This window comes from Spirosoma pollinicola (assembly GCF_002831565.1).
GTDB classification, from domain to species: domain Bacteria; phylum Bacteroidota; class Bacteroidia; order Cytophagales; family Spirosomataceae; genus Spirosoma; species Spirosoma pollinicola.
Window position 1 is genome coordinate 8,500,276 of record NZ_CP025096.1, and the last position, 22,504, is coordinate 8,522,779.

General features: G+C 50.5%; 23 protein-coding genes and 1 pseudogene. 12 read left to right on the forward strand and 12 right to left on the reverse strand.

Annotated elements, in window-relative coordinates; all coding sequences use genetic code 11:
* Positions 1–18 precede the first annotated feature (18 nt).
* Complete coding sequence (locus tag CWM47_RS36240) at positions 19–618, forward strand: RNA polymerase sigma factor (RefSeq protein ID WP_240625630.1); 600 nt, start codon at positions 19–21, stop codon at positions 616–618.
* Positions 619–966: 348 nt separating this feature from the next.
* On the opposite strand, the gene CWM47_RS36245 is transcribed toward CWM47_RS36240, so the two are convergent.
* Positions 967–1,401 (reverse strand): hypothetical protein, encoded by a 435-nt coding sequence (locus CWM47_RS36245; RefSeq protein ID WP_100993361.1) that lies wholly within the window; start codon positions 1,399–1,401, stop codon positions 967–969.
* Positions 1,402–1,576: 175 nt separating this feature from the next.
* Between CWM47_RS36245 and CWM47_RS36250 the strand changes: the two genes are divergently transcribed.
* Complete coding sequence (locus CWM47_RS36250) at positions 1,577–1,972, forward strand: hypothetical protein (protein ID WP_100993362.1); 396 nt, start codon at positions 1,577–1,579, stop codon at positions 1,970–1,972.
* A 300-nt stretch (positions 1,973–2,272) separates the two neighbouring features.
* On the opposite strand, the gene CWM47_RS36255 is transcribed toward CWM47_RS36250, so the two are convergent.
* The 7 genes from CWM47_RS36255 to CWM47_RS36285 form a co-directional block, all read right to left on the reverse strand.
* Positions 2,273–3,499, reverse strand: a complete 1,227-nt coding sequence (locus CWM47_RS36255; RefSeq protein ID WP_100993363.1) for an OmpA family protein — start codon at positions 3,497–3,499, stop codon at positions 2,273–2,275.
* Between the two features lie 73 nt (positions 3,500–3,572).
* On the reverse strand, positions 3,573–3,824 hold the full coding sequence (locus tag CWM47_RS36260) for a hypothetical protein (RefSeq protein WP_100993364.1): 252 nt from the start codon (positions 3,822–3,824) through the stop codon (positions 3,573–3,575).
* A gap of 87 nt (positions 3,825–3,911) precedes the next feature.
* The gene (locus tag CWM47_RS36265) at positions 3,912–4,784 is read right to left on the reverse strand and encodes a YsnF/AvaK domain-containing protein (protein ID WP_100993365.1); all 873 of its coding nucleotides are present in this window, start codon (positions 4,782–4,784) and stop codon (positions 3,912–3,914) included.
* Positions 4,785–4,852: 68 nt separating this feature from the next.
* On the reverse strand, positions 4,853–5,305 hold the full coding sequence (locus CWM47_RS36270; RefSeq protein WP_100993366.1) for a YsnF/AvaK domain-containing protein: 453 nt from the start codon (positions 5,303–5,305) through the stop codon (positions 4,853–4,855).
* A gap of 76 nt (positions 5,306–5,381) precedes the next feature.
* The gene (locus CWM47_RS36275; protein ID WP_157816185.1) at positions 5,382–5,753 is read right to left on the reverse strand and encodes a hypothetical protein; all 372 of its coding nucleotides are present in this window, start codon (positions 5,751–5,753) and stop codon (positions 5,382–5,384) included.
* A 127-nt stretch (positions 5,754–5,880) separates the two neighbouring features.
* Positions 5,881–6,921, reverse strand: a complete 1,041-nt coding sequence (locus CWM47_RS36280) for a YrzE family protein (protein ID WP_100993368.1) — start codon at positions 6,919–6,921, stop codon at positions 5,881–5,883.
* Between the two features lie 271 nt (positions 6,922–7,192).
* Positions 7,193–7,438, reverse strand: coding sequence for a YtxH domain-containing protein (locus tag CWM47_RS36285; protein ID WP_100993369.1), 246 nt, complete (start codon positions 7,436–7,438; stop codon positions 7,193–7,195).
* Positions 7,439–7,845: 407 nt separating this feature from the next.
* Here CWM47_RS36285 and CWM47_RS36290 point away from each other — a divergent pair, with 407 nt between their 5' ends.
* Entirely contained in the window at positions 7,846–8,169 is a 324-nt protein-coding gene (locus CWM47_RS36290) for a hypothetical protein (RefSeq protein WP_100993370.1), read from the forward strand.
* Between the two features lie 216 nt (positions 8,170–8,385).
* Here the strand turns inward: CWM47_RS36290 and CWM47_RS36295 are convergent, their stop codons facing one another.
* Positions 8,386–9,018 (reverse strand): DUF4468 domain-containing protein, encoded by a 633-nt coding sequence (locus CWM47_RS36295; protein WP_100993371.1) that lies wholly within the window; start codon positions 9,016–9,018, stop codon positions 8,386–8,388.
* Positions 9,019–9,190: 172 nt separating this feature from the next.
* Between CWM47_RS36295 and CWM47_RS36300 the strand changes: the two are divergent.
* The 4 genes and pseudogenes from CWM47_RS36300 to CWM47_RS36320 form a co-directional block, all read left to right on the forward strand.
* Positions 9,191–9,427, forward strand: a pseudogene (locus CWM47_RS36300) (integrase core domain-containing protein); the annotation flags it as partial.
* Between the two features lie 118 nt (positions 9,428–9,545).
* Entirely contained in the window at positions 9,546–10,028 is a 483-nt protein-coding gene (locus CWM47_RS40540) for a LytTR family transcriptional regulator DNA-binding domain-containing protein (RefSeq protein WP_100993372.1), read from the forward strand.
* A 21-nt stretch (positions 10,029–10,049) separates the two neighbouring features.
* Positions 10,050–10,337, forward strand: a complete 288-nt coding sequence (locus CWM47_RS36310) for a response regulator (protein WP_100993373.1) — start codon at positions 10,050–10,052, stop codon at positions 10,335–10,337.
* Positions 10,338–11,309: 972 nt separating this feature from the next.
* Entirely contained in the window at positions 11,310–11,867 is a 558-nt protein-coding gene (locus CWM47_RS36320) for a DinB family protein (RefSeq protein ID WP_100993375.1), read from the forward strand.
* A gap of 235 nt (positions 11,868–12,102) precedes the next feature.
* Here CWM47_RS36320 and CWM47_RS36325 read toward each other — a convergent pair whose 3' ends face one another.
* Positions 12,103–12,447: a hypothetical protein gene (locus tag CWM47_RS36325; RefSeq protein WP_100993376.1), complete on the reverse strand. Its 345-nt coding sequence runs from the start codon at positions 12,445–12,447 to the stop codon at positions 12,103–12,105.
* A 1,226-nt stretch (positions 12,448–13,673) separates the two neighbouring features.
* Between CWM47_RS36325 and CWM47_RS36330 the strand changes: the two genes are divergently transcribed.
* Together CWM47_RS36330 and CWM47_RS36340 are read left to right on the forward strand one after the other, a co-directional pair.
* The gene (locus CWM47_RS36330; RefSeq protein ID WP_100993377.1) at positions 13,674–14,582 is read left to right on the forward strand and encodes a glycosyltransferase family 2 protein; all 909 of its coding nucleotides are present in this window, start codon (positions 13,674–13,676) and stop codon (positions 14,580–14,582) included.
* 1,162 nt (positions 14,583–15,744) lie between these two features.
* Complete coding sequence (locus CWM47_RS36340; protein ID WP_100993379.1) at positions 15,745–16,221, forward strand: response regulator; 477 nt, start codon at positions 15,745–15,747, stop codon at positions 16,219–16,221.
* A 92-nt stretch (positions 16,222–16,313) separates the two neighbouring features.
* Here the strand turns inward: CWM47_RS36340 and CWM47_RS36345 are convergent, their stop codons facing one another.
* A complete protein-coding gene (locus tag CWM47_RS36345; protein WP_100993380.1) occupies positions 16,314–16,880 on the reverse strand; it encodes a hypothetical protein in 567 nt (188 codons plus the stop codon).
* Between the two features lie 335 nt (positions 16,881–17,215).
* Between CWM47_RS36345 and CWM47_RS36350 the strand changes: the two genes are divergently transcribed.
* The 3 genes from CWM47_RS36350 (at position 17,216) to CWM47_RS36360 (ending at position 19,747) form a co-directional block, all read left to right on the forward strand.
* Complete coding sequence (locus CWM47_RS36350) at positions 17,216–17,674, forward strand: response regulator (protein ID WP_240625631.1); 459 nt, start codon at positions 17,216–17,218, stop codon at positions 17,672–17,674.
* A gap of 234 nt (positions 17,675–17,908) precedes the next feature.
* A complete protein-coding gene (locus CWM47_RS36355) occupies positions 17,909–19,012 on the forward strand; it encodes an alpha/beta hydrolase (RefSeq protein ID WP_100993381.1) in 1,104 nt (367 codons plus the stop codon).
* Between the two features lie 144 nt (positions 19,013–19,156).
* Positions 19,157–19,747 carry an RNA polymerase sigma factor gene (locus tag CWM47_RS36360; RefSeq protein WP_100993382.1) on the forward strand — a complete coding sequence of 197 codons (591 nt, stop codon included), beginning with the start codon at positions 19,157–19,159 and terminating at the stop codon, positions 19,745–19,747.
* A gap of 133 nt (positions 19,748–19,880) precedes the next feature.
* On the opposite strand, the gene CWM47_RS36365 is transcribed toward CWM47_RS36360, so the two are convergent.
* Positions 19,881–22,418, reverse strand: a complete 2,538-nt coding sequence (locus CWM47_RS36365) for a PAS domain-containing sensor histidine kinase (RefSeq protein ID WP_100993383.1) — start codon at positions 22,416–22,418, stop codon at positions 19,881–19,883.
* Positions 22,419–22,504 lie beyond the last annotated feature (86 nt).

Consider the following 22,504-nt stretch of genomic DNA (forward strand, 5'->3'; position numbering starts at 1 on the left):
CCTTGATGGCTAACTGATTTGGTTCAATACCATTTTCACCCAGTCAATATGACCGTTACTTCGTCTACGGAAGAAAAACTTGTTGAGGCGCTACAAAATCAGCAGTCAGCTGATTTCTCCCGACTCTATACGGCTTATGCGCCGGCACTGTACGGCGTGCTGCTGCGGCTGATTAAGGATCCAGCACGGGCCGAAGATTTACTCCAGGATGCCTTTATCAAGATCTGGTTGAACCGCCAGCACTATGACCCCGCCCAGGGTCGGTTGTTCACCTGGCTGCTGACCATCACCCGGAACGTGGCGCTGGATGAATTACGGAGCCGCAAAGTACACTCAAAAGCGGGCGCCTACCAGTCTGATCGGTCCGAACCCACAGTTCTGCCTGATCTGATCGAGGGGCCGCTGAAGGGCTCTCTGACAAGCTCCCTGAAGCCTGATTATCGGGCCGTGATTCAGTTGATGTACTATAAGGGACTCACCAGTCAGGAGGCGGCAGCCATACTAAAACTTCCGGTGGGTACGGTGAAGACCCGGGTAAGGGCCGCTTTAAAGCAGCTGAAAGCTCAGTTCTGTCAGGATATCCAGCACTATCAGGTAGGTACGACTTTGACATGCTAATACTCATGTATTGATATTCGATAGCGCGTTAACCGGATTGAATTTTATGGCTTATGGTTTACTGTAGTTCCTTCCCAGGAGGAACACACCCGGTAAGTGAATCGAGCATCGGACCTACGAACCACCCGTCGCATTTGGTTAGTTACGCGGGAAGATACACACTGAAGACTGCACCTTCGCCCGGTTGACTATTGCTAAGATCTCGTACTTAACCAGGGAACCAATCAACAAGACCAATAATAGACCGGCTCCCAGGAGCCATACGGCTCGTACTGTTTTGGGCGACTTGCGCATAAATGACTTGTTTACACTTACCTACTTACTACGAACTTACGCCTTATTAATTCATTAATAGGACGCTTCTAAACAGCCAATGATCCGTGGGCGTAGCTGATCCGCCACGTCAGGCGCCAAGGCTAAAGCGTGCTCCTTAGCCAGTTCTAGGCGCGGGAGTAGTTCATACCATTCCAGGCTGAGTAGATGTTGGCGAGTATCCTCCAGGGAATACACAATCAGATGGTGAGCTGCGTTGGCATCTTTCTGAGCAAAAACACGAACTTCTCGTAAAACGGCTTGTAGGGTCTTATGGCGACTCGTTAGGTAAAACCGTAGGTAAAATTCAAACAGGTCGGTGGCGTTGAGCTGGTCTAATGAGCGTTGGTCGATCTGGTGAGACAGACCCCACTGATAGTAATGGGGAGGTGTTTGAAAAAATCCTTTGACTAAAACGGGGTTAAGGGTTGTACCCACTACGTGACGGTCAATTCGTTCGTTGAGTTTCATCGCATTCGGTTGTTGTTAACAACTGGATCGAGCACCTGCTAAGCACTGCTGCCTGAGAGCGGTAATCAATTCGGTATAATTTGCTCCAGTCAATGGAAGTGGCTAATTAAAAAAACGTAACTAAATCGGTCGTAGGGGGTTATCTCTACAACGGACTATTCCACCGTGCTTCACAATGCAACCTCTCAAGCGCCGTCCGACCAATCTGTTAAATGCCCTGCGTCTGGTGGTGCTTTGTGTAGGCATCGAATTGTTGGGCTTTGCTTTTTCAGGCAGTTATTCGGTTGGCAGCGTGGTGGGCGTGCTCCTGGGAGCGGTGCTGGTCTATGGCCTGCTGCGCCTGGTTCATCGGGGTGTTAACGGGGCTCGGTATGGTCTGGCAGGGGTTATCATATTGGGGTTGCTTAGCTCCCTGACGGCCTTTCCGACGGCTTATCGGCTGCATCCCGGAGCGACCGTAATCGATTTCATCTCGACGCTCATGTCGCTAATTGCTTTACTACTCTTATTCACTACCCAATGCAATACTTGGTTCCGGGCTCATCGGGCATCCAGACTAAAACAGTCCTGATCGAATCATGTCTCTTCTAGCCTAATTGGTATGATTGGGCTTAAAAGGCTTCACCAACCGGACACTCGTTGTAGCCTGGCTGCTACCCAGTAGGGGCCACAGAAGCAACAGGACGATTAGTTTGTTCATAGGGGCAGGGGTATAGGTTTACCATTCTGACTAGAGCAGTCCAGCCGACCTTGATTCAGTAGCCCTTGCCATTGGCAAGGGCTACTGAAAAAATAAACCTGGGTCGTGTTGGTGGTCACCTTTCTCAACTAAATAGTAGTCGTTTGGGAGTTGTAGCCACTGTCTGATCCGTTAGAGCTTCGTAATGACCACATCGATTCGACGGTTCTTCTGACGACCGGCTGCGGTCTGGTTACTGGCCACGGGTTTGGTGTCCCCCCGCTCCCGGGTTCTCACCCGGCCAGCCGCAATGCCGCCCTGAATCAGTGCCTGCTTGACCATGTCGGCCCGTTCCCCCGATAAGGGATCATTGATGGCCTCACCGCCCGTACTATCGGTATTACCCTCGATACGGATTTGAAGATTAGGATAGGCCTGCATGATCTGGATCAGATCGTCCACGTGGGAACGAGCCTGGGCCGTAATACGGGCCGAATCGGTCTCAAAGGTCAAATTATCAAAGTTAAACACGCGAGGGGCCTGACGACCGGTAGCCGCTAGATAGCGGGCTAAGCTATCGGTAAACGAATGCTCAACAACGCTCAGTTTTCGACCACCGGGCAAATCAATGGCCACTCGGACCTCGGGTCCATTGCCGTCCAGATCACTGGCAACGGTGTCAGAGGCTACTGAAGAACTTGATTCGCTCATCGGTTGGGTTTTGTCGCCCTTATAACCGCGTAGTAACAGAAACAACAGCGCCAGTAACGCCAGGGCTCCCAGCAGCCACCGCCACCAAACCGTACCAGCGGGGTGATCGTCGCGGGAAGCGGGGGGGATTGTTTCCGTTCGCAGGGGAATAGTGCTTACGGGCCGGGGTGCACCCAAGAGCCAGCCCAAAAGAGCCGCGAACCCCGTTGGAATCGCCAACCGAGCCGAATCGGTTTCACCCAGGAGCAGCGCCGTGAGTTGGGCCTGCATCAGCGATCGGCTGGTGAATTGCTGGTGTAAGAAGCCCATTAAGACCGACATGACCAGCCCCGACAGCGTACCGGCCGATCCCAGGCTAACCCCACTGTACTGCGCTGTTGCTTCGGCCAATCGGTTGGGCTGGTCCGGATAAAGTTGCTTGAAAAGGCCATTGCCGGATTCCGCCGCTTTCTGGCGATGATCCCCAACGTTAACCAGCTGGCTCAGAGTGGGATCTTGCGCAAAGGGCGTATCACGCAGTAACTGATACAACTGGGTAGCCCCCTGCTGACCGGTGGTCCGGTTGATGACCCCAGCCGTCACAGCGGGCAGCAGGCCATCGAGCGCTTTTTGGGTGGGGCCCGGGGCTTCGCCCAGGGCGCGGGACAGCTCGCTAACTGCCGTCGGAGTAAACGTAGATCGCAGGTGGTCGAGTATGCTATTGCTCATAGAAGTAAGGGTAAGAAAATGAGTACTGGGGTTTAAAATAGCGGGTAGGTCTGCCTCCACCCATCCCAAAAGATCAGGGATTTAGCGAATCGAAATGAGGGGGCTGTACAAAGCAAACCCGATGATCGGCTAGTCGGGCAACTTGCCAGCCTGGCCCGCTGCCAAACCGTTCCGTCTGCAACCAGATGGTGTCTCCTTTTTGAATAGAGCCGGTTTGACTAGCCAAGGGATTGGCCGGATCAGTTGCCCAGGTAGTATCCTGATTGGCCTGGCAAGGGAAATTGATTTTTTTGTCCAGCCCGTCAGACAACGGTTTTTTACCCATCTCGGTAGCAATTGATTAACTTGGCCGGGCAGACTGAAACGGGCTGTTTGCTAAAACAGCCCGTTTCAGTCTGCCCGAGCAGGGGGGTTACTTGGTCGAATAGGTCACCTCATCCGAATCCGTGCCGGCTGGACGAATCGATTGGTCCGTTGTGCCCAGATTCTCCACATCGACTTCGGTTTTGCGAACTGTATCCCGGATTACTTCCTGGCGTTCGGTAACGGCTTTGTCCACCGAGATTTCCTCTACGACATTCGCCGTTTTGGATACCACCGGTACTTCGGCGTGTTCAGTCAGGCTAATTTCGCCTTCCTGGAAAGCGTTCAGATCGGCCGCCGTGGCGGGCCGGTTCACCGTGGTGCGGTTCACCGTAACCCGCTCTTCCCGCAGGCGGATGCTTTCTTCGACGGGCTTGGCCACAATCCGACTGCGCAGACGCACCCCACCCGTTTCAACCGTCCGCTTGCCCACTTCTAGATTCTCCTCGATTACTTTGATGGTTTGATCGCCATCAGTACCCAACGCTGCGGTTGGCGTTGGGCTGCTATACCCATACTCGGTAGCCCGTTCGTTGACGTCCACGGCCCCGGCTTCATCTAGAATATCAGCGGCTTGTTCGGCCTGTTCATCCGTGTCCGCATGCACGGTCACAATCGAGCCGCGACCACCAACGGTCGAATACTTTTTAGTATCCTCGTCGTCATCGCTGCCAAACAGTGAACTAAAGAAACCACCTACGCTGCTGCCCACGTCTTTGGTATCATCGACGAGTTCTTCGCTCCGGGTACCGGACGTGTTCACATGCCGATCCGGGATAAGCGCATCGGAGCCCGTAGCCGCGCTGCCCGTGCCGGCTGACAGATCGATGTTACTGCGGCTGAAGCCGTTACTAACTAACTGGTCAACGGCCGTTTGGGCTTCGGAAGCATTATCAAAAATGCCAATTACTGTGTGTGCCATGTGTTGTTTTGGGGTTTACTACGGTTTGCGGTAAGATTAAAATTGATTTATTAACGAAGGCCTCTTGACTAGGCCGGACGTTCGGAGGTAGCAGGCGTCCGCTCGACGGTCATCTCTTCCCGGCGTAGCCGAACGGTCTGGGTGTCCTGAATTTGAGTTTGCTGGCTGGTTACCCAAATTTCTTCGATGAGCAGAAGCCGTTTCTGCACGACCAGCACTTCTTTCACCACGGGATAAATAGTCGTCTGCCCTTCCTGGCGAGTAGCGGGCAGCTCGTCCACATAGGCATTAATGGCCGTTCGCTCGACGATGTAGCCCTCACTAAGCAGCGGGATGGTGACCGTTTCATCGGTTTGGTGAACGGTTTTACGCAGCCTTACCCGGCCCGTTTCGACTAGTTGGGTCGTAACCTGGAGCCGTTCTTCGAGTAGCGGGATTCGTCGTGTTTCCGAGAAAGCACCATCCGTTGTTGACGGCGTGAAACCGCCAGTTGATGAAGTACGCTCGTTGGGTGAATTCATGGGGGTAAAAAAGATATAACGGTTAGAATTATACGTCCTTAAGGAAACAGACCAAATTGCTTGGCACGTATCGGTACTATTTTAAGTCGGACTTCGACGTATCCGCTTTTGAGCTATTGGCGGCTTGCCGCATGGCCGATGAGAGTCCTTCCAGCAGGGCCGGCATTTCCCCTTCCCCGCCCATGTCGGTAGCGAGTAGAGAAAGCTCGTCAGCTACTGGACTCATGGCCGTTTGCACCGCTTCGGGTTGAAGCGGACTCGCTTCCAGTAAGGCCTTCAAGGCTGTTAACTGGTCGGCGAGTGGCCGGGTGTTCTCACCCGCCTGAAGGGGCTCCAGCCATGAATCAATCAGGGCGACACCCGCCTGAGGCGTGAGTGGTCCAGACTCGCCCATCAAGTGGCGGGTGGTCTGATCGAGTAAGTCGGTCGTATCAGCGAGGGATAACATTAGGCTAAACGGTAGAAAAAATAAACACGAACTTTTGTTAAAAAACAGGACTTGGTTGGTAGGGCGCTTACCGAACCGGGAGGCCCGGTCCGATAAGCGCCATCGCTTCACCAGTTCAGTAAGTGGCTTACCGAATCGACCCCACCGGGCGATCATAGGTAGAATAATCATCCTTCGAGTCGGTGCCCATTTTGGCTCCGTAACCCGCAGCCACCACCCCAATCAATAACCCGATAAATCCAAAGATGGCCCCTTTCGAAGCAGCCGAAGCCGCCTCATCGGCTACCTGACGAGCTTTCACTTCGGCTTCTTTCTTGGCCTGCTCAAATTTGACGCTGGCCTGCTGATAGGTCTTGATCCAGCTATCGACCGTTTGCTCGGCTTCAGTCCGGGATTTACCCGTGCGTTTCATCACGACATTGACCGCATCTTCTTTGTCTACGCTGTTAACCGTGGCCTGACCCTGCTTAAACAGGCGGCTAAACAAGCCACTGGCAACATCATCAGCCGCCTGGGGATTTGAAGCCGCCCGACCAGCCGCGGCTTTGGTCTGATCAGTGGCCCGGTCCGCTTTGGCTTCCAGCGTATTGGGATTCAGATTCGGATCGCCCGTCTGGCGCAGTAGCTGGTTGACCTGTTCTTTCAAGTCACCCAGGTCCATATTTTCCGTGTCAATGCCATTGGCTTTAAGCTGTCCCTGGACCGCGTTACCAATGCCAGGCGCGGCCGAAGCCACCGCCGTTCCAGCGGTACTCACCAGCCCACCGACCAGCTTGCCCGCTCCGCCGATAATACTGCCGATGGTTGTGGTCAGAAAATAAATGGTCAGTAGCGTCACCAGACACCAAGTCAGCACCCCGTGAATGATACCATCGAACAAACGGGGGGCGCTGGCTAGCCGACCGGCGATCCAGCCGCCCACAAACAGCGAGAGTAAACTACTGATAATATACCAGATGGCACTGCCCATGCCCAGACCCGCCGTGGGGTTGCGCTCCTGGAGGGGGTCGATGGTTCCCAGACCGATGCCCAGACCCAGCAGGGTAAGCAGCATTTGGGTGACAATGGCGACCAGCACTCCGGCAAAGACCGCACTCCAAGAGATGCGTTTGAGTAAATCTAGGCCACCCGTACGGGGATGCTCGGTATATACGATTTCTTTTTCCATGATAATTAATTTGTTTAAATCACTTTGGTAAGGCCATTTGGGCTCCTCAACTTCAGCCCTGAACACGACCAGTTACGGGCTTTCTTAGCTCGGTGGTTATTCATTACAAGCCCTTGGCCATCTCTTGTTTAAGGGCTCTTTTCACTATATTGAGACAATCAGAACATGTACTTATTTCTTAGTCGGCTGTCTATACCTGATTTTGCCGCATTCACCAACGCATCGATCGGCTGATCGGTCTTAAACGAAGCGTTTCGCGAACGCGCGTTGTTCAACGGGCAGCTTCTTTGTTAGTAAACAGGCTTGGCAGGGAAAAACCCGTCTGAGATTTCACCACTTCGGCAAGGTGCTTTACCTGAGCAACGGTTTTGTCTAACTGCCCTTTAATTTGCTTGTACCGTTCCACCTTGTCCTTCGCAAAACTCACCAAGGAATCACGGGTTGTTTTACCCGAACTAGGGGCAGTCAGGTAGGCGATGGCAAGTCCTGTAGCAATGCCAGTTACGAAACGGATCATACTTGTCTGGTTTAAACAACGATACCAATGCAAGCTGACAAAATCATGCCGTCAAGGAAAAAGGGGTAATGCAGCCACTGGTCAATCTATGGTCCTCAGCTAAGGTTTCTTTCCCCGCCCCACATTGGGGCATTTAAGCCCCAATGTGGGGCGGGGAAAGAAAGTGTAATTCTCAGAATATGAGTCATTTATGCGTATTTGTTTATTATCTTACGGCGCTTCAATTGGCAATAACGAGGTGTTTGATCAGAATTAATCGAAGAGTCAGCTTCCAGCAAACTCTACCGGCCGGGGTTGATGAATCAATATGAGTTTAGTAATTTTGGTCGCGGCTTTAGGCCTTTTTAAGCAGGGCAAGAAGTGATAGGTCCGTATATATTATTTCCACGTTAAACTTTGGATGCATCATGAAACAGATGGGTTACTTACTAATGATCCTGTGGAGTCTATGGCTCTCCATTGACGGGCTGGCTCAATCGACACCTCCCGCTCAAAAGATGTCGGTCAACGACCGAATGGCCAAGGCACGGGCGGCCAAAGCGGAAAAAAATATCCTCAAACCAATGCCCGCTTTGGCACCCGGGCAAAAGGCGACATCCGCTGATTATGAAGCCCCTGTCGTTAAGACGCAGAAAGGTCCGCACGGGGAGGTCGTGCATACGGGTGACAAAGGCGGGAAATTTTATATTAATAAGAATGGGAACAAAACCTATTTGAGCAGTAATCAATAGGGGTCGGAGCACTGCTCAAGAAGCCACTGTTGAGCGGATTATGCCCCGCATTCATACGGAGCTGCTTTCCTGCTATTTAATAATAGAGACTTATAGCGGGAAAGTGCAAGTTAATACAAATCATGAGCGGTCATTTGATAGTAGAACAAACTGGCTGGCCTGCTCTGATCTCTGTCAGCGTGAAGTTTATTACCAGCAGGATGAAGAAAAGATGGCTTACAAGGGTTTATAATACTCCGTCTCCTGATGGTCACTCATTTGCTCCTGAAGCTGGCTCAAGTATGCCTTCACACTGCGATTCCATGCCTGCAGCTGTTGAGCCTTCGATTCACTATAGTCATACGTTTGCTGGTCACATCGGTATAACTCCCGGATCGGCAAGCCATGGCCAACCGAATCAGGATGAGCTCGGAACTGACTCAAGCGATACCGATACCGGCCCGCCTTGACCCTTAGCTCGATGGTCACCCGGTAGTCTTGAGGCGGGCTCGAGCCTACTTGGGCATGCGGCAAGGTGATGATGCCGCACCGGTTAATGTGGTGTTTTGCGCCATGAGCCATAGGCACCAGCGAACCGGTATGGAGCGTATGGGCCAGAAAGCGTTGGGCTCGATTATACAATTGCGTCCTGGACGCCCCGGTTACCGGTACGACAGCTGTGTAAACGATATCCCCTGACTCGCCATCAACGGGTACCAGTTGGTAGATCAATACCTGAGGGGCTTGGGCCTGGGTGCGGAGACTGACCGGCCCCTGTATCAGCCAAGCGATGACGATGAGTTTGAGCCAATAGGGCCCGCGTCGGCCAACCGATGGCGAAACAACGTTGACTGACTGGTAGAGCTCCATAGGCGAGTAAGCGTTAGATTAACAAGAAGCGATTGATAACTACGCTAGTGAAGGGAGGTAGAGTCGGCCTAGTCGATAACTCAAAGATAGTCAGGAACTTTTGCCAATTGTAGTAGATAGCAAAGAATTGCTAGCTAGCTAGAGGGATGAACTAAAGGACTTACCGGTGGCGCAAAGTATGAGCCGCAAGGGAAATTGCTGGGATAATGCGGTTGCTGAGAGTTTTTTTAAGACCCTCAAGTGCGAGATGGTCAATCATACTTATTTTGCCACGCGGGCAGCGGCTCGGTTGGCTACTTTCGAGTATATCGAGGGATGGTACAACCGCCGACGGAAGCATTCAGTATTGAATTACCGCACGCCCAGTCAACAGGAATCTTATTTTTACACTTCCTCAATGGCCGCCTAAAAAATCTCCACTATACTGTTGCAAGTCCACTTTGCCCTTGCCTAATCAGGCTAGTTGATTCCTGACTATTCTTTTTTAGACCAAGCCTTCACCCTTGATGAGCCTTATCTAAAAAACGTTGCAGTATCCGGCTTTAATTACACACATACTTGGTGCCAATAACTACAGTTGGGTCCATTTCCAGAGCGGCGAAAAAAAACTCCTATCCAAGTCCATCAGCTACTTCGGCCAACAGCTGCCTGACTTCGTCCGGATCCATAAAAGCGTTTTAGTAAATCCGGTCCATGTTCAATCCCTATACCCCCCACCCACATCGAAGAAGGGCGGGGCAATTCAACTAAGCACGGGTGAGCAGCTTCCCATTGGCCGTCGACAATGGTTGGCGGCTCAGGCGTTTCTGCTCAACTGCCCGGTGGTAGATTCCGCTCAGCCAAGCAGGGGTCGTGGTCCATCCGTGACCGACAGCGCAGCGCTACCCGCGCCTTTAGGCGCTCAGTTTATTGAGTCACAACCTCCGATTATATTCATGACGGATGAGCTGGATGCAGCGTCCTTGCTGGAGGAGCTGATTGACTCTTGCCCATTAGGTCAACGTATTTAACTGGTGACTCAGAGCCAGGACATGCCCGCTAGTTGGCCCGATGCCGCTAATCTACCGGCTTTGCTATTGCTAGATGCGCGGACCAACACCCAGGATCGGTTCTTGACGCTGCAGCGGATCAAACAGGCTCCTTCCCTACGCCATTTGCCTATCATCATTTTTGTCTTACCGATCGATTCATTGATTAGTCAGTGCTATGGGTGGCAAGCCAACTCTGTTATTGGTTTGTCAGCCACCGCTTCGCTGGTTCCGTTTCTGGCAGGCATCTGTCGGTACTGGCTTCAAGTAAACATATCGCCAACAGGCTGATGGCCGCAACATTGATGAGTTGCCTGATTGAAGGAGTAGCGCTGGTTAAGGTAAGTAGTGATTAACCTGCTTACTTTACCAGATTGCCACGCCCTACCCGGTGTGGCTTTTCATTTAAGGCCCGTAAATGCGATTTGCGGGCCTTATTATTTTACAAGTTGATCAAACGCCTTAAGTTCGGCCGTGAGCCGAGTCCGTTGTTCTTCGTTCATTCTTGTTGTACTCATAAACGAATCTATTGTTTGCGCCAGCGCAGCTCACCCTCTACCAAAATCTTATGGAGGGGCACTATAGCCAGTTATTCATTATTAAAAAATTGGCAACTTCGCCACACTTCTTTTTTTTACAGCCACCAGTTAATTGCTGGGGTGTAGCGATGTAGCGCCTTTTGCTAATACTGAAAAAGCGAAGCGAAAAATGGCGGTCTTCGCCCCTCCCCAGAGGGCGATACAGCCCTCTTTTTTAACTTTTAAATGAATAGACTATTTATTAAGTTAACAATTATAATCGGCGGTTATCCACTTATCCATTTTTGGTTATATCACCGGTAGATAGATGTGTAAATTGAGTTTCTTAACGTGAGTAAGCAAAGGCATATACTGCTTGCCTTCGTCGTCTCTCACCTTGACTCTGGCTTTGGTGGTCAGCTGAATCCCGGTAGCTAAGTAGCGCCCCTTGTAAAAACCGCCTCTGTTGGTCTGCGTAACTTCGACCCGATCGCCTGGCTTTATATCAGTGTCCATTGGTAGCTTAACAAATGCAGTGATCAATATACGTTTTTTCGTAAAATTTACCTATAGCCCATTGCTTGAGTAGAAATTTCGGAAGCATTAACCAGCGGTCCCGGTACGGTACGAAACGGCAATACGTCCGGCCTGAGATGCATTTATAAACTTGAAGGAAGTGAACGACTTTAAAACCAGTACCATTAGCTTACTTGGTTTATAATCAATTAATTGGCAACTTAGGATTATGAACCGACTCTCTTTCCTCAAAAACCTCCTGGGCACCGGCCTGCTACCTGCGGCGGCCCTTGCCCGCCCCGTCCCCATCGACCTCGAATCCGAAGCCCAGCGCGTGCGCCGGGAGTTACTCGAGGCTTGGGCTAGGTCTGAAATGCTCACCCTGATCACGGCCACACAGATGCCGGCCGAGTCATACGACTTCAAATACACGCCCGAAGCCATGACCTTTGCCGAGCAGTGGCGGCATTGCTGCCAGTTCACAACAACGCTCCTGGCAGATCGGCTGGGCATTGCCGATCCCTATAAAAACGGCCGCGACCTGTCAAAGGCAGTGACTAAGCAACAGGTACTGGATGAGGTGAAAGCGCTCTACGCCTTTATGCGGCAAACCATCACGACAATACCGGATGCAAAGCTTTTTGAGCAGGCTGATTTTGTGGGGGGTATGGTTCCGAACTGGCGGTACCTCTACGCGATGGAGAATCACATTATCCACCATCGCGGGCAGTGCATGGTCTATCTTCGGATGAACGGCGTTACGCCCGAAGGCTACCTGGGCTGGTAGTCAAGCTAAAAGCCACACATGCAGCACAGCCATCTGCACTGCCACACCGTTTTAGTTTGATAAGTATGTCGATGGCCCATTTCTACTACCACGCCCGGTCTCATACAATTACGCTTATTGAACAGTCGCGTCACTCATTCATGAGTGGTTGTTTGACTTAGGTAGGTCGCCAAACTTCAATCCGGTTTGAGTTATTATAAAGCCACGCCCCGCCCGGTGTGGCTTTTTTTTTGGGTTAATTTTTATCTGAAAATGTCGTAAGAACGGTGGCAATTGATGAAGCGATTGAAGCGATTTTATTAAATGCGTCTAGCTGATCCGGCTTAAGCTGCTTTTGAAGGCTTTCCAAATCATATAGTATCCTCTTAATGTTCGCTTCATTGAGCGCATCCTCAACCGCAAAGCCTCCACGCAGAAAAAAAGTGTGAGCCTTAGACTGGAGCCTTATTTGTGTACCAGCCCTCATTGGGTTTAACTGGCTGATCAATCCTAATTCCCTAAAATCTTCCAAGACTATATACATGGTATCACTATCAACGCCTACTATCTCCTGCAAGGGTTGAAATTCAAAATCGACCAATCGACCAAGACGAACATTGGCACAAAGCCATTATAGCGTGTCATCCTTAATTTTAGTTGTAATAAGTGGTAGCATAGAGTAGCTTTTTGCTTAGACGTTATAGGTCTTAAACAACTCATAAAATTAACCATTATAAGCATCCAAGTTATGGTATGCATATAAACCTGTTCTGTAGGCGCCAAAAGTACACCCTGAGCCACTCTGTACCTAAATATGCTGTCAATACATAGTTCATATTTAATAATGGCTTAAAAGAGCTAAAAACTGCGGATATGTGATATTATATATTAACAGACTAAATGGTGACTTCGCGCCACACCTCTTTTTTTGCAGTCAGCGGTTAGGTAGGGTGTAGCGAGAGTATAGAGGTTTTTTGCGGCTAGCCCGCAATATGATTCTGAGTGCCCCACCGGGCGGGCTGCCAAAAAATCATTAGGGCTTAGCATAAGTAATTGACAGGCAGTGCTGCGATTTGTAGCACTGTTTTTTTATGTCCGATGGAATCGGATAGCGACGTGTAACAAGTGTTATACAAAAGATAGTGTGCAGTGCTATTGCATATTTGCAATAGCGGCGGGTTTATACACTGGAAAGTATACAACAAGTAATGGACCTAAATTTTAGTACGGGTTCATGATCAGGATGCCTGGTAACACAAAGGGGTTCGACCTTAAGTCGAGTTGATTTTGTACGGCATTTGTACGCAAGGTTGAGTACAAATGCCCTACCCGACTATTCACCAGGGCCGTAAGCCTTGTAAGCCCGTTGCTTGTATAGTCTGAACTCGTAGTAGGGTCCCCATTCTTCGTTTTGACTAAAATGAGTCAATTGAGCCTGCCCTTGGTTGACCATAAACTCACAAACGACTCTAACAAGAACAATACGACCAATAAACTTTTCAGCTGGTTTTCCCGCTAAAAATTATACTGTGTGTCAAATTAGTCATGTATGAAAAGTCACAGTATTGCTTTATAAACTATAGTTTGCTACTAGTTTATTGAAAACGGTAACTGTCCGTGACATCAAGTAAAAAGACTCAGCCTAACTAGAAAACAATGGGAGCGGCTTTGTAACCCAGGCCGTAGTTAACTGAGCATCCCTGCTTCGTCGGTTCTCGTCGGCCTTCCCCCTTAGAGTCACTCAGGATCATCGATGAGGGCAACTGGACGCTATGTAGCACCCAGTCATGCCAAAATTTGCGAATAGTCTCAGTATAAATTGTACCTATGGAACAAATTGCCGCCGTTGTCGTAACCTTTAATCGACTTCAGGATTTAACCAAGTGTCTTGCCAGCTTGCAGGACCAAACCAGACGACCAGACTCAATTTATGTGATCAATAACGGCAGTACGGACGGGACCGCCGAATGGCTTGGTGATCAGTCGGGCCTAAGCGTACTCACCCAGCCAAACCTGGGCGGAGCGGGTGGATTTGCCACCGGCATTCAGCAGGCTTACCAGGATGGCTATGACTGGATCTGGTGCATGGATGATGACTGCCTGGCAGCACCCGATGCGCTGGAACAGCTACTGCTTTCCCCAAACCTGGGGCCCTGTATTAAGAATTGTTTGTCGATTAATGCCCGCAATAAAGACGAACTGGCCTTCTTTGTCTACAAGCCTAATCAAACATTTCGCCACGTCACCGATATGACATCCCGGGATATGGTTTATGGAGTAGCCGCTTTCTTTAATGGGACCCTGATTAGCTCGCAGGTTATCAAAGCCATTGGCATACCCGATAAAAAGTTATTCATCTGGGGCGATGAAGTGGAGTATATGACCCGGGCCCAGAAGATGGGCTTTCCCGTGGTCACCATACCCAAATCCGTATTTTACCATCCCCCCAGCGTCGACCGTGATGGCATCCCCTGGCCGGGTGCCTGGAAAAACTATTACCGGGTTCGCAATGAACGGCGCGTGTTTCAAAATGATCACGGCAATAAATACGGCTTCGTCATGTTTTTGTTCTGGTCCATGCGGGCAACGTTCGAGCAACTGGCTTCTTCCAGAAAAAATAGGGTTTACGACTTTCTGTTATATGGGGAGGCCGCCCTGGATAGTCTGTTGAATAATTTCCGCAAGCGGCCCGAGACGATTTTGACGCTGCGACTTTACCGGTTTATGCATAAATAACGATTCGCGGCGGATGAGGATTGGCGACTTTGCGAGCTACTAGTTTTACCTTATCGATCAGGCTTCTGCTTTTACTCCGTTTGCTACTGCGATCCGGTCTAACCTCGCTAATTGGCTTTGAACTGTTTCAGCCAGGCCGTCAGGAGTCAAAGAGTCTGAGGGATATCAAAAGCGTATGTACGATTGAGACATGTAGAATAATCATTCTACAGCCGATCCGTAGCCATAGGTATAAATTATGGGACTTGTATACCAGTTAGGACAAGCCAATAAATGTAAAAAGCACCATGTTTCAGTCAACCTAAAAACAGATCATTATACATTTCAATGGCGTTGTTTATTGTATTGTCATCAAGGTTATAATGCCTCCCAACGATTACAACGGTTTTTTCCCAGTAGGCTTCACTGCACGGGTTTTGGTTACATGGTGATTGGTCTTTCAATTCAAGAGCATACTTTGCTTTTGATACAATGCAGGGTGCTAGTTCTTTGCCTTCGTGTGTAATTTTCATTCTAGGCTTTCTTATGAATTATATTTTCGTTTCACAAAATAATATTCCGCTACCCTATTTTTGTCCTAACCGGCATATAAGCCCCTAAATTCCATACTGGAAAATATAAAAGGCATCAAAAGGAGCTACTCTATAGGTTCGCAAGCCGGAATAATTTGTGTATATACACGAATTGACGCAAAGAGCGCAACTCCAATTACCCCAAATTCGAGGGAATTAATATGCCGTCAGAAACGGTATTTAGGGCTAACAAACCATAGGTTTTTAATACGGTTTGAAACCATATTAAAAAGGTAGGTGGCTAATAAAAATCATAACCTTATGAAAAATCCATTAATCGACTAATCTAGGCAGTAGGGGCGCATTTTGAATGTTTTCAAGCGAACGTCATTAGACACATTGGACACGTATAAAAAAAGGGCAATTTAGAGATCACAGTGATAGAACAGTGATAATTTATCTAATTATCATCATTGATGTTGCGGGGGTTTAGCTTCTGTCTTAGTCGCACAATGTCCCATGTCAAAAGCATATTTCCAACAAGCCGAATCATCAATAACCGACGGTTCCCCCATTTGCTCACTTTGCCAGTGACTGTAGTGCGCACTGGCTCGTCCGGCAGTTAAGCGATTAACCAACTTACCAAATGGATGGAACCTGACAATAATGCGGTGGTCGCTGAACACAATTTCGCGCAAGCTACCTTACTCGTTGTCGAAGACAACCCGGACATCTGGCTTATTGTCAGTTTGATGCTCAGAAGGCATCTACCCGAAGTGAGTGTAAAGCACGTTGTTAATGCTCACCAAGCGCTCGACTATCTGGACCAAAATATTTCTGACCAGGGCTTATTGCCAAAGCTTATCCTGCATAACCTGTACTTACCCTTATTAATTGACGGCCTCGATTCATTGGAAGCCATCCGGACTAAGCTCCTGGGGTGTCATTGCCAGCAAATACCCATTCTGGTCATGAGTTCATCGACCGACCCCGAAGACATCCGCCGGGCTTATAGTAGCGGGGCCAGCGGCTTTTATCTCAAGCCATTGACTGCCGCTGAGTGGAGCACTTATTTTGAGCGACTACGCACCTTCTGGTGGGAAACGATTATGCTCCCTTTGGCGTAAAGTAGGCTGTGGAAATAATGTAGCACAATTGTTCTACTCCTGATCCATAGCCATCAGGATGCATTTTTACCTTGCTTAGAGGCGTACTCCCCCTAACTATCCAGTGTAAAGGTAATGGTCATTAGATCCCCATCAATCGAGCGGTCTTTAATCTGCCAGCCCGTATCTTCATTGAATAACCGATCTCCCACCATGGGTAAAATAGCGAAGCTCTTGTGATACGCTTGAACACTACGAAAACAGGTAGCGATCACGCCACCCCAGGTCGCGGCTATCAGCGGATCTTCGTACCAGTTGGGCGTATCTGATTGCTTGCGGGCATGGGTCAATAGCCTTTCAGATAACATGAATTTAATAGACCAGTCTTCAATCATCCACTCGGGGGATGTAAAGGGGTCGATAATGGTGTGAACGAGCATACTAATAGGTGTTTTAGGCTGGAAGAAGTATTTCTCTTGACTTTGGCGCCAGATTTGGTGCCCTTCGAAACCAGCTCGTTTATAGCGGGCAAGAAGGCGCTTAAATTCAAAGAGTGATACTGGTACCGGGGTAAAAGGTACAGCCGGGGATGCGGGTTGGGCAAACGGAGCGGTAAATCGGACTGGCTCCAACCGCCGGGGTGTGCTCCTGTCGAAACGCAAAGGCCAGTTCAACTTCATAGTTAATAGTCGAGCAACTCGACCGCCAAAAGAGGGCTAATCGCCTTAGTGAAAGCAGAGCGATGATGGCCCAACAACACTTACTTTATAAGTAGTGTTTAATAACCAGGCCGTTGGGATGCTAAGTAGTTGATTTATGTTTGAGCAAGACCATTCCCTTATAGTCACAACCTCGTCTACCTACACGTAGTGAATACCTCCCCAGCTGACTCACATAAGCTTAGCTCGACAGCGGCACGATCCAGTCGTCAGACATAAGCAGATAATGGATCCAGCTATGATAAAAAAATAAGTTATAATTGGAGGGTTATTGCTCAGGTTAACTATTACCACTCATGATGCCTGGTACCTTCCCCATTTTATTAGTCGATGATGATCCCCACATCGCTGACCTGTTGAGCCGGTCGGCCCGGGACCATTTCCCCGAAGCGGAATTTATTCATGTAACCAGCTTCGAGGATGCCTCCTGCTATTTAAGTGATCTAACCGGTCGGGGCCCGGTATTAGTGCTACTAGATATCAATCTAAATATTGGCCCCAGCGGCCTGGAGTTTCTGCATTTGATTCGAACTCATCCCCAGGGTACGTTATTGCCCGTCATTATTCTGTCCTCCAGCCAGGAAGACGCCGATAAGAAGGCCGCCTGGTTAGCTGGAGCAACTGCCTTCACCCAGAAACCAGACACCTACAGCGGCTGGAAAGAATACGTCAGTCAGCTACGAAGCTACTGGTATCAGACGGCTACGGTGCCTAGAGTCTGGTTCGAAAAAGAAAAGTGGACGGAACAGGATTAAGGGCGGCTAAACCGGTTCGGTTAGGCCATAAGGACCAGTCTGTTGGCTTATGCAGAGGTAGATTCAGCCCCATTGGCTCCTTGAAAAAAGGCGGTTACTGGACTTGGATCGTTCATCCGTTGATGGACGCTAATGCACCAGCCAATAAATCAATTCAGATAACTGGCTCGCTCAGTAAATTTTTCGTAACCAGATGTGTCGCCGTCAGTTACACTAAAAACTAACGGACGAGTCATGTCGAACATTTCCCCAACCGCACGCCTGCTTCAAGGCCTATTCGCTTGCCTGTTTACCCTGACCCTATTGGCCTGTCAGGATCACCGCATCCCCCAACCCGGTCAGATTATTCAACCCACCGGACCCAAGCCCGACTGGGGTCCCACTATTGGCCCTCAGATGCAGGCGGTCATCGAAGAGCTGGGACGGCTTAGCCCCACCCCCCTCAACGAGTTAACGCCCCAACAGGCCCGATTGCAACCATCCTTCAAGGATGCGGTCAACTCACTGCTCGATAAAAACCATATTCCCCGGCCGAGCGCCAATGTTACCGTGAGCCAGCAGATGATTCCGGGGGCGGGTGGCACACCCATTCGGATCGTGGTCTATACGCCCAATAATGTATCGGGGGTATTACCCCTCATCGTGTACTATCACGGCGGCGGCTGGGTCGTTGCCAGTCCCGAAGTGTATGAGTACTCAACACTGGCATTAGCCGAAGAGACCGGTGCCGTCGTTGTTTCGGTCGATTATCGACTAGCGCCGGAGAACAAATTTCCAACGGCGCATGAAGATGCCTTTGCGGCCTATACCTGGGTTAAGCAGCATGCCGCCAGCTTGAATGGCAATCCCGACAAAGTAGCCGTAGCCGGTGAGAGTGCGGGTGGAAATATGGCTATTACGGTCAGCATGATGGCCCGTGACCAAAACATCAGCTTGCCGGTGCATATCCTGTCGGTATTTCCGGTAGCCAACAATGACCTCAATACGCCCTCTTATAATCAGTATGCGAACGCCAAGCCATTGAATCGTCCGTTGGTCCAGTACTTCACCAGTAATTATTTTAACTCCCCCGCCGATGGGGATAGCCCCCTGATCTCCCTGGTTGATGTGGCTAACCTAAACGGACTGCCTCCTACCACCATTATCGGAGCGGAGATTGACCCCCTGCAAAGTGAGGGCATGCAGCTGCGCGATAAGCTTCAGTCAGCGGGGGTCCAGGTGACTTATCAGCTGTTTACGGGGGCTACCCATGAGTTTTTTGGCATGTACGCCATCGTGCCCCAGGCACAACAGGCCCAGGAGCTAGCCGCTACCCAGCTGCGCAATGCCTTCAAGTAGGTAAACCATTTTGTGTTCTATCCGCTCCCTTATGGCTATATAGGGAGCGGATTCGTCTGATCCCTCAAGCTAAACGGTACGTTTTAGAGGCCAAACCCTTGATGGCCAACTGATTTCGTTCACTACCATTTTTACCCATTCACGATGAGCAGTACCTCCTCTACCGAAGAAGCACTGGTTGACAACCTACGAACTCACCAGTCAGCCGATTTCTCCCGGCTTTATGCGGCTTATGCGCCCGCTTTGTACGGCGTGCTGCTGCGACTGGTTAAGGATCCAGCACGGGCCGAAGATTTACTCCAGGATGCCTTTATCAAGATCTGGCTCAACCGCCAGCACTATGATCCCGCCCAGGGTCGATTGTTCACCTGGCTGCTGACCATCACCCGGAACGTGGCGCTGGATGAATTACGGACCAAAAAAAAACAGCTCAAAGCGAGCGGGTATGGGTATCATCAATCCGATTCGGTCGTTTTGCCCACCCTAATCGAGGGGCCGCTGAAGGGCTCGCTGGTCAGTTCACTGGCGCCTATTTACCGGGCCGTGGTCGAGTTGATGTATTATAAGGGTCTCACCAGTCAGGAAGCGGCGACCCACCTGAAGCTACCCCTGGGTACGGTCAAGACCCGGGCACGCACGGCCTTACAGCAGCTGAAAGCACAGTTCCGCCAGGACATCCAGCACTATCAGGTAGGTACGACTTCCAGGTCTATACAGGTATGCATACCTAAATAGTCACTAGCCCGCTAACCGGATTGACTTTTATGGCTTATGTCGGCTTAGTGCCTGGACCCGTTCCTTCCCAGACGTAACACGCCCGGTAAGTGAGCGAAAGCGGACCTTCGAACCGCCTGTCACCTTTGGTTCGCTACAGGGGTAGATAAACGCAGAAGGTAGCGCCTTTTCCCGGCTGACTGCTGGCCGTGATAGTACCTCCATGATTGGTGACTACTTTCTGCACCACAGCCAAACCAATGCCCGTACCAGCAAACTCATTCTTGCCGTGCAGCCGCTGGAACACCTGGAAGATCCGGTCCGCATACTTCTCATCGAAACCAATGCCATTATCGGCCACTTCAATACGGTGATACGCCTCGGCATACCGTGGAACCTGAAGTAAAGCGGGCAGCTCATGCCTGAGTACAACACTGGACCGCACACTGATCCGGGGCGTCACCACCTGCCCGGCCGTAGCCCGATGGCGAAACTTGACTGCATTCGATAATAGATTTTGAAAGAGTTGACTTAATTGGGAACGGTCCCCCTGCACAGTCGGTAAGGTATCCACCTGAATCTGTGCGCCACTCTCCTCGATGGCCACCGATAAATCATCGACTACTTGACTAATCACTTCGCTCAGAAGTACTGGCCGGGTCATGACCTGACTTGTTGAGATACGGGAGAACGTTAACAGGTCTTTGATCAGCAGGGACATGCGACTGGCAGCACCCTGCATCCGCTCCAGGTAAAGCAGTTCGTCCCCGGCTGAGCCAACATAGCGAGTCTTGAGCAAATCGCCAAACTGTTGAATTTTACGCAGGGGCTCCTGCAGATCATGGGAGGCAATGTAGGCGAACTGTTCGAGGTTCTCATTCGAGCGGGTCAGATGCAGGTTGGACTCCTCAAGATGCAGATTGATAGCGATGACCTCTTCGGAGGAGGCCGTCAATTCTTCATTATTGGCCGCTAATTCTTCGTTGGTTGCCTCTAACTCTTCGTTGGTCGTCTCTAACTCCTCGGTACGCGCCTGAACCTGCAAGTCCAACTCTTCGGATAAGCGGCGGTATCGGGCTTCGCTTTCTTCTACCGCCTGGCGGGCCAGTACCTGAGTAGTGACTTCAATGGCCGTGACAACCACGCCGGTGGGCTTGCCCAATTTATCCCGCAGTGCCGTGTAGATGTAATGGTAAAAGCCGGTATAGGGCTCGCCTTGGCGAATCAAGTCAATCCGCTCTTCAGGCTGATGAAACGTCTCACCGGTTGTCAACACGTGATGCAGCCGATCCATCAGGGGTGTATCGATCAGTTCAGGCATGGCTTTCATAAACGGTTGACCTATGATGGATTTATCCCGTCCCAGCATGGCCAGCATGCCTTCATTAATCGTGTTGATAACCATCTCGGGGCCCACAAAGACCAGGTTGGCCACCGGGGAACTGTAAAGCAGATCGCGGGCGAAGGCCTCGCTGGCTTCCAGCGCCTGCCGGGTCACTACCTGCGCCGTAACATCCGTTGCCATTTCCATGATGGCATAGACCTGATCATCGGCGTTCCGCAAGGCTTTAAAATCGTAGTCGAAATAGAAGGTCTGGAGCTGACCCTCAATGACCAGATCCGCCCGCCCCGCTTTGGTCGAGAAGGGCTCTCCGGTGGTGAACACCTCATCGATCGTCGTTAGAAAATGCTGGTCCCGGAGTTCGGGCAGCGCATCGGCCAGGGGTACACCCAACACGCCGGCGCCTTTGCCCCACACCTGAATCATCCGCTCGTTGGCCACCTCAATGCGCAGCTCCCGGCCCACAAATAAACAGGTAGCGATGGGAGCCTCCTCGATCAGGAAGCGGAAGCGGGCTTCACTTTCTTCTAGTTGCTGGCGGGCCAGTACCTGTAGGGTGACATCAGTGGCGATCATTAAGACATCAGACGAATGACTATCATTAGGCCGTTGGAGCTGGTAGGTGAAGTTGACGTATGCCGTTTCCAATCGCCCGTGTCGATTCAGTTGAGCGGGCACTTCCTGAGCTGTTAAGGATTGGCCTGTGGCTATTACTTGGCGCAGTCGCTCATCAAATCCCTGCCCCTGGACTTCAGGGATCGCGTCAAATAGGGTCTTTCCGATGAGTTGCTGAGGCGAACGGCCTATGATGTCACCATAGTAGGGGTTGGCTGAGCGAAACCTCAGATCGTCTCCGCTGATGGAGGCAATGCCCACGGGGGCTTCCTCAAACAGGCGTACTAGCTGTTGTTGAGTTTGTTCAAGCTGCTGTTGGGCCAGTATCTGCGGAGTAATATCCTGAGCCACCCCCGCAAAGCGAATCAACTCGCCCGATTTGGCGAACGTGGCCTGTCCATACGAGCGTATCCAGCGCAGGCGACCATCCTGAATAGTATTGACGCGGTAGGTCACGTCATAACGACCATTGGAGCCCAAAGCCGCCAAGCGTTGAAGTTCTTCCCCCAGCAGAATTATATCATCAGGATGCACACACTCAATAAATTTCTCGTAAGCGATCTGAGTATCCTGCGTGAAGCCATAGAGTGCCCGGCACCGTTCATCCCAGTTGATCCCACCCGTTACTAAGTCAAATTCCCAGATGCCCAGACCAGCTGCTTCGAGGGCCAAGTCAACGTTGAGTCGCTGAGTAAGATTGGTAGAAAAATTAAAGGGCTGCTGATCGCCAGTCATATGAGTTGAGTACAGGGTGATGCAATGATTTACGGAATAAACGGCTAGTTGGGATTGAGTGTTTGGCGCATAATAAGCCTCATTAC

Excerpts from the sequence above, each read along its gene's own strand:
- CWM47_RS36245 (WP_100993361.1), bottom strand. The coding sequence starts at position 1,401 with ATGAAACTCAACGAACGAATTGACCGTCACGTAGTGGGTACAACCCTT.
- CWM47_RS36250 (WP_100993362.1), top strand. The coding sequence starts at position 1,577 with ATGCAACCTCTCAAGCGCCGTCCGACCAATCTGTTAAATGCCCTGCGT.
- CWM47_RS36255 (WP_100993363.1), bottom strand. The coding sequence starts at position 3,499 with ATGAGCAATAGCATACTCGACCACCTGCGATCTACGTTTACTCCGACG.
- CWM47_RS36260 (WP_100993364.1), bottom strand. The coding sequence starts at position 3,824 with ATGGGTAAAAAACCGTTGTCTGACGGGCTGGACAAAAAAATCAATTTC.
- CWM47_RS36265 (WP_100993365.1), bottom strand. The coding sequence starts at position 4,784 with ATGGCACACACAGTAATTGGCATTTTTGATAATGCTTCCGAAGCCCAA.
- CWM47_RS36270 (WP_100993366.1), bottom strand. The coding sequence starts at position 5,305 with ATGAATTCACCCAACGAGCGTACTTCATCAACTGGCGGTTTCACGCCG.
- CWM47_RS36275 (WP_157816185.1), bottom strand. The coding sequence starts at position 5,753 with ATGTTATCCCTCGCTGATACGACCGACTTACTCGATCAGACCACCCGC.
- CWM47_RS36280 (WP_100993368.1), bottom strand. The coding sequence starts at position 6,921 with ATGGAAAAAGAAATCGTATATACCGAGCATCCCCGTACGGGTGGCCTA.
- CWM47_RS36285 (WP_100993369.1), bottom strand. The coding sequence starts at position 7,438 with ATGATCCGTTTCGTAACTGGCATTGCTACAGGACTTGCCATCGCCTAC.
- CWM47_RS36290 (WP_100993370.1), top strand. The coding sequence starts at position 7,846 with ATGAAACAGATGGGTTACTTACTAATGATCCTGTGGAGTCTATGGCTC.
- CWM47_RS36295 (WP_100993371.1), bottom strand. The coding sequence starts at position 9,018 with ATGGAGCTCTACCAGTCAGTCAACGTTGTTTCGCCATCGGTTGGCCGA.
- CWM47_RS36310 (WP_100993373.1), top strand. The coding sequence starts at position 10,050 with ATGCCCGCTAGTTGGCCCGATGCCGCTAATCTACCGGCTTTGCTATTG.
- CWM47_RS36320 (WP_100993375.1), top strand. The coding sequence starts at position 11,310 with ATGAACCGACTCTCTTTCCTCAAAAACCTCCTGGGCACCGGCCTGCTA.
- CWM47_RS36330 (WP_100993377.1), top strand. The coding sequence starts at position 13,674 with ATGGAACAAATTGCCGCCGTTGTCGTAACCTTTAATCGACTTCAGGAT.
- CWM47_RS36340 (WP_100993379.1), top strand. The coding sequence starts at position 15,745 with ATGGAACCTGACAATAATGCGGTGGTCGCTGAACACAATTTCGCGCAA.
- CWM47_RS36345 (WP_100993380.1), bottom strand. The coding sequence starts at position 16,880 with ATGAAGTTGAACTGGCCTTTGCGTTTCGACAGGAGCACACCCCGGCGG.
- CWM47_RS36350 (WP_240625631.1), top strand. The coding sequence starts at position 17,216 with ATGATGCCTGGTACCTTCCCCATTTTATTAGTCGATGATGATCCCCAC.
- CWM47_RS36355 (WP_100993381.1), top strand. The coding sequence starts at position 17,909 with ATGTCGAACATTTCCCCAACCGCACGCCTGCTTCAAGGCCTATTCGCT.
- CWM47_RS36360 (WP_100993382.1), top strand. The coding sequence starts at position 19,157 with ATGAGCAGTACCTCCTCTACCGAAGAAGCACTGGTTGACAACCTACGA.
- CWM47_RS36365 (WP_100993383.1), bottom strand. The coding sequence starts at position 22,418 with ATGACTGGCGATCAGCAGCCCTTTAATTTTTCTACCAATCTTACTCAG.